General features: G+C 31.7%; 10 protein-coding genes, 1 tRNA gene, 1 riboswitch and 1 other annotated feature. Of the genes, 4 read left to right on the forward strand and 7 right to left on the reverse strand.

All coding sequences use genetic code 11. The annotated features are described in order from the left end of the window. Positions 1 to 526: 526 nt before the first annotated feature. The 3 genes from CLRAG_RS09985 to CLRAG_RS09995 all read right to left on the reverse strand — a co-directional run bounded on the left by CLRAG_RS09985 (position 527) and on the right by CLRAG_RS09995 (position 3369). Positions 527 to 602, reverse strand: a tRNA-Met gene (locus tag CLRAG_RS09985). Between the two features lie 277 nt (positions 603 to 879). After that, positions 880 to 2400 carry an FGGY-family carbohydrate kinase gene (locus tag CLRAG_RS09990; protein WP_065078305.1) on the reverse strand — a complete coding sequence of 507 codons (1521 nt, stop codon included), beginning with the start codon at positions 2398 to 2400 and terminating at the stop codon, positions 880 to 882. A 159-nt stretch (positions 2401 to 2559) separates the two neighbouring features. Then, a riboswitch (FMN riboswitch) is annotated at positions 2560 to 2673 on the reverse strand. Between the two features lie 63 nt (positions 2674 to 2736). Then, positions 2737 to 3369, reverse strand: a complete 633-nt coding sequence (locus CLRAG_RS09995) for a YczE/YyaS/YitT family protein (protein WP_065078306.1) — start codon at positions 3367 to 3369, stop codon at positions 2737 to 2739. A 375-nt stretch (positions 3370 to 3744) separates the two neighbouring features. On the opposite strand from CLRAG_RS09995, the gene CLRAG_RS10000 reads away from it, so the two are divergent. Both CLRAG_RS10000 and CLRAG_RS10005 read left to right on the forward strand, forming a co-directional pair. Next, positions 3745 to 4194 (forward strand): YsnF/AvaK domain-containing protein, encoded by a 450-nt coding sequence (locus tag CLRAG_RS10000; protein ID WP_065078307.1) that lies wholly within the window; start codon positions 3745 to 3747, stop codon positions 4192 to 4194. A gap of 73 nt (positions 4195 to 4267) precedes the next feature. Beyond that, positions 4268 to 4663: a YsnF/AvaK domain-containing protein gene (locus CLRAG_RS10005; protein WP_065078308.1), complete on the forward strand. Its 396-nt coding sequence runs from the start codon at positions 4268 to 4270 to the stop codon at positions 4661 to 4663. Between the two features lies 1 nt (position 4664). Here CLRAG_RS10005 and CLRAG_RS10010 read toward each other — a convergent pair whose 3' ends face one another. The 4 genes from CLRAG_RS10010 to CLRAG_RS10025 all read right to left on the reverse strand — a co-directional run bounded on the left by CLRAG_RS10010 (position 4665) and on the right by CLRAG_RS10025 (position 13031). Continuing rightward, a complete protein-coding gene (locus tag CLRAG_RS10010; RefSeq protein ID WP_065078309.1) occupies positions 4665 to 7145 on the reverse strand; it encodes an HD domain-containing phosphohydrolase in 2481 nt (826 codons plus the stop codon). Between the two features lie 660 nt (positions 7146 to 7805). Continuing rightward, on the reverse strand, positions 7806 to 9122 hold the full coding sequence (locus tag CLRAG_RS10015) for an MFS transporter (RefSeq protein WP_065078310.1): 1317 nt from the start codon (positions 9120 to 9122) through the stop codon (positions 7806 to 7808). A gap of 164 nt (positions 9123 to 9286) precedes the next feature. Then, positions 9287 to 9561 (reverse strand) — a binding site (T-box leader). A 60-nt stretch (positions 9562 to 9621) separates the two neighbouring features. Next, on the reverse strand, positions 9622 to 11346 hold the full coding sequence (locus CLRAG_RS10020; protein WP_065078311.1) for a methyl-accepting chemotaxis protein: 1725 nt from the start codon (positions 11344 to 11346) through the stop codon (positions 9622 to 9624). An 11-nt stretch (positions 11347 to 11357) separates the two neighbouring features. Further along, positions 11358 to 13031, reverse strand: coding sequence for a bifunctional diguanylate cyclase/phosphodiesterase (locus CLRAG_RS10025; RefSeq protein ID WP_065078312.1), 1674 nt, complete (start codon positions 13029 to 13031; stop codon positions 11358 to 11360). Positions 13032 to 13401: 370 nt separating this feature from the next. Between CLRAG_RS10025 and CLRAG_RS10030 the strand changes: the two genes are divergently transcribed. Further along, positions 13402 to 14001: a tyrosine-type recombinase/integrase gene (locus CLRAG_RS10030; protein WP_065078313.1), complete on the forward strand. Its 600-nt coding sequence runs from the start codon at positions 13402 to 13404 to the stop codon at positions 13999 to 14001. Positions 14002 to 14138: 137 nt separating this feature from the next. Beyond that, positions 14139 to 15167 carry a 3-deoxy-7-phosphoheptulonate synthase gene (locus tag CLRAG_RS10035; RefSeq protein ID WP_065078314.1) on the forward strand — a complete coding sequence of 343 codons (1029 nt, stop codon included), beginning with the start codon at positions 14139 to 14141 and terminating at the stop codon, positions 15165 to 15167. Positions 15168 to 15248 lie beyond the last annotated feature (81 nt).

Below are 15248 nucleotides of genomic sequence, written 5' to 3' on the forward strand. Positions count from 1 at the left end.
TGATTTTAGAAAATTGCTATTAGCTTCGCAATACTGCGTCAAAGTTTTCATTGCGGTGCTCATTTACTTAAGTAAACTCCGCTCCTCATTCAAACTTTTCCTTGTCTTGCTCGCTACTACCAATTTTTAATATATTACATTTCAGCTTGTTAGCAAAATATAATACATTATTCTTACGAAATTACTTTTTTAGCTGCTCTCGCAGCTCAAAAGAATTGCTGGTTTATTCTAAATAAGTTATACTTATATCTTCCTCTGTTTAATTTTCAAGGATCATTTTGCTGTCTCACTTCGACAGCTTTTATAGTATATCATCTTTGTTTCAACCTGTCAACTAGTAATTTACTATGAATTAAACTTTCTAAGTTATCGTTCAGTTGCGACAGGAATTATATCTTATCACATCTATTTTATCATGTCAATTAGTAATTTATTTCCAGGCTGTTTATTACATTATATATTCTTTTAGTAATATAATTAATAACTTTTATATAGTACTATGCAAACTGAATTGCTGTAATACTCTTGGTTGCGGGAGCAGGACTTGAACCTACGACCTTTGGGTTATGAGCCCAACGAGCTACCAACTGCTCCACCCCGCGTCATTATACATTTATATTAACAACTATCCTTGGTTGTACTGGCCGCTTCTCGAAGCGACAAGTCATATCTTATCATATATGCAGATATAAGCAATTAGCAATATTCGGTGTTTACCATACAATATTGCAGCAATACCTCATTATTCTTCTATATACCCAATAATTCATATAGTGACACACCTGACATAGTTTGCTGAAAATAAGTATTAACCCTCAATTAGTATCAGTCAGCTCATTATGAAAAAGAGATTAGCAATTAACTGCTAACCCCTTTTTATCACTTTATGTTGCTAACCACACCATTTAATACACTTTTTCTAATTGCATACTGCTCCTTATATATATTTGAATTGTTGGCATTTGGACTATATTTATTGATAATTTTTAGATTGCTGACAAGCGCCTTCTTTAAGTCCTCTATATCACCTGCTGCGTATGCACCAATAATACAATCTGTAAGTACAGCACCTCCTGAGACTTCTAGTGTAATTGTTTCACTTTGCATAATGTCTGCTTTAATTTGATTCCACAAATCATCTCTACTTCCACCCTCGGTAACGGTAATTCTGTCTATTTTGATACCAGCATTTCTATAATCATTTGTAATTTCCATATAATCATAAGCAATGGCCTCCAAAACAGACCTCCATAAAACAAATTGATCTGTATCCAAGGTCATGTTGAAAAAACAGCCTTTTATCTTTGAAAATTGACCATATCCACCAGTTAAATATGGTAAGAAAATCACACCATTGCATCCCGGTACAACCTTTTCCGCTCCTCTGCTAAGCAGTTTATAATAGCTATCATCATCAGATTTTTGACAAATGTTATCCTTAAACCAACGCAGTGCCAGACCTCCAGTTCTAACAAATCCCCAGTAAAAATATGTATTTTCTAAAGTACCGCTGTTAAAAATCAATTCACTTCCTCTTTGACTAAGCTCTGGAATAATCCCATTTGTAGAGACACAGAACATGGCACAAGTTCCTGCAACATCTACAGCCTTATTTGCTTCAAGAATTCCACTTCCCAGCATGGACTGCATTGTATCACCTGCACCAGCACAAATTGGTATGCCATGAGGACATCCCGTTTCCTTTGCCGCACTTTCCGATAATGTACCAATAATATTCCAGGGCCTTACAATCTTAGGCATATAGCTTTTAGCTATCCCTAATATATCAAGCTGTTTATCAGACCATTCCTTTTCATATACACAATATCCAAGGCCCCATCCCGACATAGTTCCCCAATCAACAAAAGCATCCTCACTCTCTAAACCTGCAAGATTCATCAAAATATAGGGAGCATTATGGACAAATTTTTTGCCTCTTTTTTGAAATTCTTTATTATTTGCTAAGATCCATCTTGCATGCAGTGCTGGAAACATACAGTTTGGATCAGCATTTCCTGTTTCCTTTCCCCAAATATCAAGATTCAATTTCTTAAGGACTTCAGCATCACTCTGTGTTCTTGAATCCAAATAGTTTATGTAAGGTGTAATTGCCTTTCCACTTTCATCTATACCCACAATTCCACAAATAATTCCATCCCCCATAATTGCTTTAATTAAGCTAGGATCAATTTCTTGTTTTTTTAACTGTTCTACGCACTGCTTCATGCCAAGCTTTGTAAGTAAAAGATATTCATCTGCGTCCATATCAACCCATCCTGGATGAGGATATTTTAAAGTTGTCTTATTTGACGATTTTGCTACACACTTCATATTTTTATCATATACAGCAACCTTTACACTTTGAGTTCCTGCATCAAAAGCAAGATAATAATGTTCCATTTTATATATTTAGTGAGAGATACATAGAAATTGCAACCTCCCCCTAAAATTCGCCTCTTTTCTTTATCATACTATCTAACGTTTAATTTTAAGCAAAATAAAATAACCCCTAGGTTCTCCTAGGGGATTGTAAACATAATAAACATGTCCATCTTGTTTATCCACCTTCTTTCATCCAGACTATACTGTCGGCTTCGGAATCTAACCGAATCTGCCATATGGCTCGCGGGCTGTACCGCCGATAGGGAATTTCACCCAACCCCGAAGGATATTCTATATAACTTTACCATTAATATATCATTGTGCTTTTTCTCTGTCAATGCTCATATGATTTTCTTAATCTACAAGTGCAATCATTTTCTTTCCAAATAACATATTAGTTAAGGCAATAGCTCGTCCAACACCGATAACTGCCACTAAAGTTCCAACGCCAATTCCAACAATTTTTCCAGCACACACCAAACCAATAACTACAGTGATTATAACACTTGATATATCTGTTATATTTTTTGCCAGTCCAAGTCCTTTCTTAGTTCGCTCTGCTAATGCCTGTGTAAAACCATCTGCAGCATTTGGAACAATCTTCATTTGAACTGTAATATATGCTCCAATTCCAGTGAGCATAATTGCTGCTGCAAGCAAAAGCAAATTCATTATTAAGTTATCACAATTTATAACTATTATATCATTAAAAATATTAATTATACGGCTAAATACAATACTCATGGGAACCTGTAGTAAGTCAAATGGACGAAATTCCTTTCCACGCAGGGCTGCTTGTCCAGCTACACACAGTATGTAAATACACATAGTTGCATTTCCCAAGTTTATATTCCAAATTTTTGAGATAGAATATGGTATGGAAATTATAGGTGATACTCCGAGACCTGTTTTTGTATTCAAAATAATTCCTAATGCAAGTATCACAAGTCCGATACAGTACATCATTCCTCGATAAAATTTTTTCATATGCATTCCTCGATTCTTAATTTTGCTATAAATTTACATTTTTAAATTTAACCACTCTATTTAGTAGAAATTATAAATTTTAGCTACTGTTTATTTACTTTTTTCACTTCCTTCGTATATTGTATATAAATAGTAACAATACTATTATATAAACTTTATAAATTAAAAATCAACTTATATGGATACATATTCTTACAATAATAAAGTTCATTTAAATATTTTGTACATAAGTCTTAGTAAAAATTTTATGAAAATCTATGACACTTTTAATTACTCTCGAACCTTTTCTTTAACATATTTCCAACATTCAGACAGGATAATATACTTTGCAAAGGGCAATATATAAATGGTCATTATTTAAGGAGGTGTCTATATATGAGTATATTAAATGGATTTTGGGGAAACAATGATGATAATAAAAGAGATACTGACGAGGATGAAGCAAAACTTCGTCTCCGTAAGGAAGAACTTGACATTACTAAAAATAAAGTTCAAAAAGGTGAAGTAGAGCTTAGCAAAGAAATCATAGAAGAGAAAAAAAGTGTAGATGTCCCTGTAACACGTGAAGAAGTCGTAATTGAAAGAAGAAATCTAGACAATGAAGCCTCCGATTCTCCTATAACTGATGAGGAAAGTATTAAAATTCCTGTCAGTGAAGAAAAAGTTGATGTAAATAAGCACACAGTGGTATCAGGAGAAGTTTCAGCTCATAAGCGTGCCATAGAAAATACAGAGCATATAGATGAAACTCTTAAACGAGAAGAAGTTAAAGTAAATAAAATTGGCGATCCTAATGTAGTTGACAGTACAAGTAACCAGATCTAGTTAAATTTGAGACACCTCACAAATTGTACACAATTCGTGAGGTGTCTTTCTAAACAATTGGAGGACAAAACTTATGGTAAATACAAATAATAGTACAACTCTTGAAATTAAAAAAGAACAACTTGATATAGCAAAAAAGTGGATACAAACAGGAAACGTAAAAATTCATAAAGAGACTTTCACAGAAGAAAAAAATTTTACTATACCTGTTGTACACGAAGAACTTGTAATTGAGAAAGAGACCTTTGCCTCAGCTGATGTACAACGTAAAAATATTTCTACTGAATTTATACGCATCCCTTTGAGTGAGGAACAGGTGGATTTTTCAAAACATAAAGTCATTTTAAAAGATGTATCCATATATAAACAACAAATTGAAGAAATCCATCATATTGAAGAAACCTTAAAAAAGGAGGAAGCTAAGATTAAAGTCTCCGGATCTCCAAGTGTGATTGACAATAAAAAATGAATTATACTACCTTTTCAATAAATATCTTTACAAGTTTTGGATCAAATTGAATACCTGCATTCTTAACAAGCTCTTCTACAGCTATCTCTTTTGATAAAGCACTTCTATAAGCCCTTTCACTTATCATAGCATCAAAAGCATCGGCTATTGCAATTATTCTTGATTTTAATGGAATTTGATCTCCTTTAAGTCCTTTAGGATAGCCCTTTCCGTCCCATCTTTCATGATGTGCTAGAACATACTCTGACATCTCCGCCATATCATTAACAGAACTTAAAATACGATAGCCTATTTCCGGATGGCGTTTAATTTCTTCCCACTCTTCATCGATAAGCTTACCTGGTTTATTTAAAATGTTCTCATCTATGGCAACTTTTCCTATATCATGTAACAACCCTACAGTTTTTAGTTCTTGTATTTCACCATCTGGTAAATTCATAGCCTTTCCTAAAAGATTACAATATTCAGATACCCTATGAGAATGTTGTTCCTCTCTTTTATTTTTTTCATGCAATGTATTTATAATAGCACTAATTGTTTTTCCTCTCATACTTGGGCTCTCAAAAAGTTTCTTTTTGTACATAAAATCCTCTGCTTTTTTCAGTACTTCAAATACATCCTCCTCTTCATGGTACTTTGCTGCAAATCCAAAAGAAATTGAAAGATTTATTGACTCTACCTTCTCCTTTGAAGCTAATTCAGAAATACGCCTAAGTATTTTGCCTGCTTCAAGTTCATTTGTCTTTGGAAGCAGTATTACAAACTCATCTCCTCCTACACGTGATATTATACCTTTATCACCACAGGCATTAAGCATTACCGATGAAACCTTTTTCAACAATTCGTCACCAGCAGCATGTCCAAATGAATCATTTATTAGCTTTAATCCATTAACATCGGCCATAACGATAGTAAGAGGAAGGTTTTCTTTGTTATTTAATCTTTCAAGCTCTTCTTCAAAAAACCTCCTATTGTATAGTCTTGTAAGTTGATCGTTGTAGCTTAGGAATTCAATTTTCTTTTGATTTTTTCTTTCATCTGTAATATCTCTGCTTATTGCAATAACTTCATTTTCTCTACATTTGACTATCCGAAGTTCATAATATTTCTTACCTACTGGCATATCAACTTCGTATTGAAAACTTTCCAAAGAATTATTTTTAAGAGCAGCCTTAATTTTCTCAAAACCAGCTTCAGCTATTTTAGGTGGAAGTACATCCCAAAGAGTTTTTCCTATGAACTCATTTTTAGGCATTATTAGCACAGAAGTATCTTTTATTTGACAGTCTTTGAAAACAGCATTTTCATCTACAATAAAGATAATATCTGGAATAGCGGTTACTATTGCTCTATTTCGTTCTTCACTTTTCTTTAAATTTTCTTCACTTTTCATTAGCCTATAATATTGACTTCGAAGTTCTTCTTCTATTGCAACTAATTCATTATAAGAAGCCTCTATTTCTTCATTTGATACCAGCAACTCCTGTTTACTCTTTTTTAAAGCCTCATTTGCTTCTAATAGTTCCTTTGTACGTACAGCAACCCTTTTTTTAAGAGTTCTATTCCATAATATTAATAGAAGCATACTTGCCACTGATACCATTATTAAGCCTCTATACTCTATTACTGTCTGATAGAAGGTTTTTTCTTCATAAACCCCCAACCACTTATTATATATTTCATCATATTTTCCTGTAGCCTTAAGTACTTGCAAACCACCATTAAGAGCAAATAGTAAATTATCATTTCCCTTTTTTACAGCAATGCAGTAATCATCAGGGTTAATAACTAACCCATTACCCTTTATGTTTGAAATCTTATCTTTTTTCATAAAATAGTGGCCTATTACAGCTGAAACTACTGCATAGTCATATTTGTTCATAGAGACAAGTTTAAGTGCCTCCTCAGATGAATGAACTTCAATAAAGTTAATATTAAGATTTTGCTTTTTTAGATATTCTTCTGATATCTCTTTAGCTTGAACTACTACTGTCTTTCCTCTTAGCTCACTTATATTTCTTATACTTTTGCCATTTTTCGTAAATACATCAGCACCAGTTATTGTAGTCTTTGTTGTAAAAGAATACTCTTTTTCCCTATCTTTAGAATGGAACATACCTGCTATGACATCTATTTTACCGCTTTCAAGTTCATCCATAGCTTCACTCCAGACACCTAATTTAATCTTTACCTTAAATCCCATAGCCTCTGCTGCAGCCTTAGCAAGTTCTACATCAAAGCCAGTTGGATTACCATTTTCATCTATGAAGCTATATGGTGGATAATCTTTATCATCACCTATTATTATTGTTCTGTCTGCTTTTTTTTCATCATTACTTAGCACCTTGTAAATAGTTTCTTTATTAGGATCCACACTTTCCCTATTATCAGCAAACACTGCTTTTCCATAATTATTACCCAATAAGCAAGTTAATATTGCAATAACTACTATAATAAATACTTTAAGTTTTATTCCAATCATGCCCCCTTTCCTTTACAGTCATTTACATTTTACTGTTGCATTGAAAAGTATGTATGTTTTTACATTTATTTTTTATCTGATGGCTACCTACTGTAACACTCCCACTTCTATCAAAGTGGGAGATATTAGAACTCTTGAGCTTCAGCGATTTAGAGTTCTTATGCTGTGCATAACAGTAGCTACGCCCCTAGATAATTCATCTAAACTTAGTGAGAGAAACAAACTTCCACTAAGTAAGATTCATTGATATCAAAATAGTACATTTTTTATAAGTATATCAGATTTATTAAACTTCTACACTAACATTTTCTACTATATAAAGTAAAAAATCACTACAGGAACTTAATCCTATAGTAATTTTTATTTTATCCCATCTATTCTATTTTACACAAACCTATGGATGTTCCCTAGCTATGATAAAAATCATTAGATTTTCCAGTATAACTATCTCCATTGCTCCATTTAAAACTGCCTTGGCCTTGTTTTTTATTATTTATTGTAGAATTACTCAATACCTTTAGGATCTAGTCATTTGTAATCATATGCTGTCAATATGTTTTCATATTCAAAATTGAAAAAGCACTGCCATATAATTTGAACTGTGCCCTGTCTACTTGACAGAGCACAGTTCATTATAAATGATAGTGCTTTTTATATAACTTATCCTATTTCAATTTTATTTTGGTTATCATTGTCCTGCTCTAGCATATCAGCTGGAACCTTTTTCTTAAGTGTAAGCATAGTAACACCTGCAATTACCAGCGATACAGCCAAGCACATATATGCCACTGTATAAGAGCCTGTACTAGTTTTTACAAAGCCAACAAAATAAGGTCCAGTAAAGCCTCCTAAATTTCCTATAGAGTTAATTAGGCCAGTAGCACCAGCTGCTGCAGGACCAGATAAAAATGACGTAGGTACTGCCCACCATACTCCCATTCCTACATATACACCAATTGCAGTAACACAAGTGAATATAAAGCTTAATACAGGATTAGAAACCAAAGCTCCTAATGCCATACCTACAGCACCAATAAAAAGTGGAATAGCTACATGCCATCTTCTTTCTCCTGTCTTTGAGGTAGAATTACCATTAATTATGAAACCAATAAGTGCTGCTGTCATTGGTATTATAATTAGCCAGCTGACACTAGAATTACTCAATCCTGATACTGATTTGAGTACTGTTGGCAGCCAAAATCCAAATCCCCAAAATCCTGTAACCCACATAAAATATATAAAACATAATTTGAGAACGGTCTTATCTTTTAAGGCTTCCCATAATGTATATTTCTTTATTGAATTTTTTACAGCAATTTCTCTTTCATATTCTGTTCTTATTGTCTTTTTTTCTTCTGAAGTTAACCAATTGACATCTTCAGGTGAATCCTTGAGCCAAAAAATAAGAATGATTCCATAAATAAAGGCCATAGTTCCTTCTAAAATAAATAACATCTGCCAACCTTTAAATCCAAAAGCTGCAATACCTAATATTATGCCCGCTAAAGGAGAACCAATAATACTTGAAACCAACATTGAAGTTAAAAGTATTGAAAGTGCCTTAGGCCTCTCCTTTGCATTAAACCAACGAGGAACAATAGCTGAGTAACAAACTGGATAAAAACTTGCTTCTGCAGCTCCTACTAAAAAACGAACAATATAAAATTGAAGTTCCGTATGTACAAAACCCATAAGAGCAGTAACTATACCCCAAGTAAGCATGATTCTAACAACCCATTTACTTGGACTTCGCTTCTCTGCAAATACAGTTCCAGGTACCTCAAACACTACGTACCCAAAAAATAGAATTCCTGCTCCCATTCCAAAAACCTGAGCAGTAAATCCCAGATCTTTATTCATCGTCAAAGCAGCATAGGATATATTGAGTCTGTCAATATACGCCAGCATAGATGCGATAAACAATGGTAAAATAACATTTAAATATTTTCTTTTAGTAACACTACCTTTAATATTCATAAGATAAAGCCCCCTTCTTTTACTCCTGTATAATCATATTTCTATATTGTAATTTGCCCCAATTTTTCTAATATTCTAATATTAATTTATCCTCCTCTCCTATTACACATATTTTAATGAATAAAAAAATCTTTCATCCTTATAAACACATTTTTAAATATGTTCATAAGGACGAAAGATATATTTCCGTGGTACCACCTTATTTGCAATTAGATATACCAATTGCCTCTCAATTCAGGTCAACTTTAAATAAAAAACTTTATTTAATCATGAACCCTAACCATATATCGTTGGTATACGTCCTCATTTACTTGGCAAAAGCCTTTCTACTTGGAAACTCCGGAGTGATTTGCATATTTTCATTAACACCAACTTGCACCAAACGCTGGCTCTCTTAAGTTAATACATTAAATATTTCTTTCTCCATCACAGTTTATGGTATTAAGTATATTATTTTTTTTTGAGATTGTCAAATGTTTTTTGGAATATTTATCTGACTCTAAGAATCACTTGATATCTTAAATTTTTGAACCATCTCATTAAGTTTTTGAGCAAGTTCTGCTTGACTTTGTGCAGTTTTCGATACCTCTACTATTGCTTTTGTTGTTTCATCAATACTTGCCTTTATTGCTTCTGAATGTTCACTAGAGTTCTGTGAATTTTCTGCCATATTCTGCACTGCATTACTTACTTGACTCACTGTGGCTGTAAGCTCTTCAGACATAGATGCAATTTCCTCAGACATTCTGCTAACAAAATCAGAATCACTGTAATATTGACTCCCCATGTTTCCAAAATCCTGAAATTGTGGATCTACATCTTCATTTATAAATTTTAATACATCATTACCATTTTCAGATATATTTTTAAATGCATCCTGAACCTTTACAATAGTATCTTGAATACCTGTTACTGCTTGTGAAGATTGTTCTGCAAGTTCTCTTACCTCTTCTGCAACTACTGCAAATCCTTTGCCTTGTTCTCCAGCCCTAGCAGCCTCTATAGCGGCATTTAGGGCAAGTAAGTTTGTCTGCCCTGATATATCTGCAATAGTGTCTGCCATAATCTTTATATCATCTACTATTTTTCCCTCTTCAATTGCCTGCAGCATATGATTTTTCTTCTCTTCATATAAGTTTCGTACTTCTTTTATTGCATCCTTACCTTTTTTCTTAACTTTAACAGCTCTTTCTTTAGACTGGTTTGCATTATTGCTTCCTTCTGCAGCTTTACCAGACAGTTCATTAATACTCGAATTCACTTCTTCAATAGATGCTGTTATTTCTTCTGATGACGCACTATTTTCTTCAATTCCAGATGTTATATTCTTTACTGCACCATCTATCTCCTCTGCTTTTGCTGATAACTCTTCTACTGTAGCAGAAAGTTCTTCACTAGATGCACTAATCTCCTGTGAATTTGACATTATTCCTTTAACTAGCTCAGTTAAATCTTTCTGCATCATATATACTACGTCGGCAAGTTCTCCTATTTCATCTTTACGTCCAAGTGGTACAACTGTAGTAAAATCTCCTTTGGCTATAACTTTTATATTTTCTACAGCTAATTTCAAAGGACCTGCTATACATGAATTTAGCAATAAAGATAAGCCTATAGCAAATACTAGTCCAACTATTATTAGTATAGTCATAATCTTATTGCTGCTTAAAAATACAGCATGGTTATTAGAATTTTTGATTTTTGCATTGTCAGTGTTTACACTAATTAGCTTATCAAGACTTGAAAACATGGCATCTCTTGTAGTTGCTATCTGCCCGTATTGTTTAACTGCCTTATCAAAATTTCCTGCATCAATAAGCTTAATAGTATTTTCCCTTAAAGTTATGTACTTATTAACGTAACTTTTAAATGTAGACCACATTTGTTTTTCTGTGTCATTCTTAGGAAGCTTTTCATAATTTTCTATATATTTCTCATCTTCATCTTTATTTAGTTGGATATCTTTTTCTAAATCACTTTTTTTTGAAGCATCTTTCACATAAACTAATTGCAGCATATCGCTTTTTATTTCCGTTAAATTTTGTTCCATATCTGTAAGCATATAAACACTCTGTAATCTATTGCTGTACATCTCTTCAGAATTTACATTCACTGTCCTTAGTGACATTATACCTATAGCACCAACTACAGCAATTAATAAAGCCATTATAATAAAAGATAACATCAATTTTGTTCTTACTTTAATATTTTCAAAAAAATTCACCTTGATTCCCCCTATTTACTTTGATTTTTTAATAAATCTTCCATTTTATTTTCTTTAAGCGGTTTACTAAAATAGTAACCTTGAATCAAATTACATCCCAAACCAATAATTTCATCTAACTGTTCTCTTGTCTCCACACCTTCAGTGATTACTTTATATTTTAAATACTTTGATAATTTAACTATGCTGCCAATTACAGCTTTGTTTTTATCATTATGGATATTAGAAATAAATGACTTGTCTATTTTTAACGTATTAACTGGTAAATTAATTAAATAGCTCAAAGAAGAATATCCTGTTCCAAAATCGTCTATTGCAATGCTTACGCCGCTTTCCATAAGCTCATTTAATAATTCAATTCTGTCTTCTCCAATTTCAATTAAAGTTCTCTCCGTTATTTCTATTTCAAGTAAAGAAGGTTCTACATTGTGCTTTGCACATATGTTTAATATATTCATCTTAAAATCACTTTTTTCTAATTGAATTGGAGATACATTTACAGATATCGTACTAAATTTATAACCTTTTTCTTTCCATGCACAAGCAGTATCTAAGGCTTTATTTAAAACCCAGTTTCCAATTTGTACAATGTATCCATTATCTTCAGCTACAGGAATGAATTCAGCAGGAGGTACATTGCCAAGTTTATTATTATTCCACCTTAAAAGTGCCTCAAAGCCGATAATTTTATTATTTAAAGCATTAATTTGAGGCTGATAAAAAATATCTAATTCGTTATTAATAATTGAATTCTTCAGCTCACTATCAATTAAAATTTTTCTAAAATAGGGTTGTGCCTTTTGTTTATCAAAAAAAGTACACTCATTTTTTCCCTTACCCTTAGATTTATATACTGCAAAATTGCAAAACTTTAATAGCTCATCTGGATCAGAGCTATCATCTGGAAAAACAGTTACCCCTAAACTTGTACTAATATAAATTTCTTTACCCATTATTCGAAAAGACTTTTTTAAACATTTATGAATTTTATTACACATTTTCTCTATTTTTTTTATATCATTAAACTCATAAATTAGTATTGCAAATTCGTCCCCTTCTAACCTGAATAATTCACCTTGCTTACCAAGTAATACAGTAATTGATTTTGCAAATGATTTTAAAATCCAATCACCAAGGTGGTGCCCAAAATTATGATTTATAATTTTCAAATTATCGATATCAATATATATAAGTGCACCTTTTTTATTATGAATTTCAGCCATTTTTATTGAATTATTGAGTTTTATCAAAAAAAATTCCCTATTAGGTAACTTAGTAAGACTATCCCATCTATCATAAAACTTCATATTTGTAATATTAAATATTAATACACCTAGTACACCAGAACTTTCTGTTTCATCTTTAAATATTTTCCCCTTAAGTAAAACCCATTTAATTTCTCCACATTTAGTCTTTATTCTAAATGTACTTCGATAAAATTCTAGAGATCCATTAATGTAATCATCTAAATCTTGTATTGCCATCATTTTGTCTTTTTCATAAGTTATAATATTAATAAATTCATTCATACTTTTGATAGAGTTAAATTCATATCCTGTTATTTTTTCAGAAACAACCATTTCGCCTGTATCTATATTCCATTTGCAGACTCCAAGATTCCCCATATTAAGTGCATATGTATACACGTTGTCATTTTCCAAATTATATTTATCGTTTCTACACATTTTACAATCCTTATCTATGCAAATAATTTTTCTTCTAAACTATTTAACACTACTGGTATTTGTTTATTTAAATGCTCATTCCTCACCATGTGATTAATATTTTGACTTATTTTTTTATCTACATTATTATTTATTTAGACGAAATAAATATTTTGTCCGAAAAATGAAAAATTTATACCTATTTTCCATTTTATTATTTCAATATAACTCCATAAATTTAAAATTATGATATTTATCACTTCATTATTCTGTAAATTACAACATTATTTTAATACTATTTTCATAATAATTGGATTTTACTCAACATTATGCTATAATTTATTATACAAAATATTTATATTGTACAATTATTTTGAAAAGAGGAAACTAAATGGAAAGAAATGGTGACAGAAAAATAAAATATCTTACTCAGGAGGAAACAAAGAGCCTTTTCAACGCTATCATTAATTTAGATAATATACATGCAGTTAGAAACTTAGCAATTTTTAGAGTTGCTTATAGGTGTGGGTTAAGAGCATCGGAAATTGCTTTAATTAAATTAGAAGATTACAACTCTTCAAAAGGTGAACTTTACTGTAAAAGACTAAAAGGCAGCTGCAATAATACCATAAGACTTGATAATAAGACAAAAGATGCATTAGATAAATATATACATGAAAGCAATTTGTCATCTAATTCTGAAGTTATATTTAAAAGTCAAAAAAATAGACCTATTTCCAGGCAAACTCTTGATTATCTTATGAAAAAATATTGTTCTTACTCTAATATTCCTGATAAAAGTAAATATCATTTTCATTCTTTAAAGCATACTACAGCAGTTCATTTAGCAGAATCTGATATGGATATAAAAGAGCTGCAATGGTGGCTTGGACATAGATCTGTTACTAATACAGAAATTTACTTTCAATTTACGACCAAGCAGCAAGAAAAAATGTATTCCAAGCTTGAAGAAAAAAGTGAAATGGTCTAGAAATATCTAAATTTAAAGCTAAAGTGCAAATATAGCATTTTAGCTTTAAGTTTATATTGACATAAAAAAACTAGATGATATAATTACATAAATTGAAACTTAAATCATATAAATATCTAAAGAAAGGATTTAAAAATATGAGTATGGAATTTATAAAAAAAATACCTACAGCACAGGAAATTATACAAGAAATGCCTCTGCCAAATCATATTAAGGAAATTAAAAAAAATAGAGATATTGAAATAAAAAAAATTTTTCAAAATGAAGATGACAAATTTCTTCTTATAATAGGACCCTGTTCTGCAGATAACGAAGATTCTGTTTGCGAATACATTGGAAAGCTTGCAAAAGTTCAAGAAAAAGTAAAGGATTGTATTATCATTATACCTAGAATATATACAAATAAGCCAAGAACCACTGGTGAAGGATATAAAGGAATGGCTCATCAACCAGATCTACATAAAAAGCCAGATTTAGTTGAAGGAATAAGAGCAATTAGAAGGATGCATATAAAAGCGTTAAGTGAATATCATATGCCTGCTGCTGATGAAATGCTGTATCCTGAAAATTATAAATATCTTTCAGATATGTTAAGTTATCATGCAGTTGGAGCTCGTTCAGTAGAAGATCAACAGCATAGATTTACTGTAAGCGGTATTGATATGCCTGTAGGAATGAAAAATCCTACCAGTGGAGATATCCATGTAATGTTAAATTCTATTAAAGCGGCACAGCTTGGACATTCTTTTATTTATGATGGTTGGGAGATTAAAACAAGTGGAAACCCTCTTGCACATGCTGTTTTAAGAGGAGCAGTAGATTCTTATGGAAGAAACATTCCAAATTATCATTATGAAAACTTGACTTACCTTGCCAGCGAATATGAAAAACAAGGGTTATTAAATCCTGCTATTATTGTAGATACAAATCATGCAAATTCAATGAAGCTTTATAAGGAGCAGCCAAGAATTGCAAGAGAAGTATTAATGAGTAGGAAATATAATTCTACACTTAAAAAATTAATTAAGGGATTTATGATTGAAAGCTATCTTGTAGGAGGTAGACAAGACGTAAATGATAATATTTATGGAAAATCCATAACAGATCCATGTCTAGGCTGGGAGGATACAGAAAATTTAATTTACTATATTGCTGAAAACGTGTAAATTTACAATAGATGAATTTATTTGGACAGACGTGAAACCTAAGCTGAAACTAAAAGTACCTCACACCTTAAGTTTCATGTC

The organism is Clostridium ragsdalei P11 (assembly GCF_001675165.1).
Lineage (GTDB): Bacteria > Bacillota > Clostridia > Clostridiales > Clostridiaceae > Clostridium_B > Clostridium_B ragsdalei.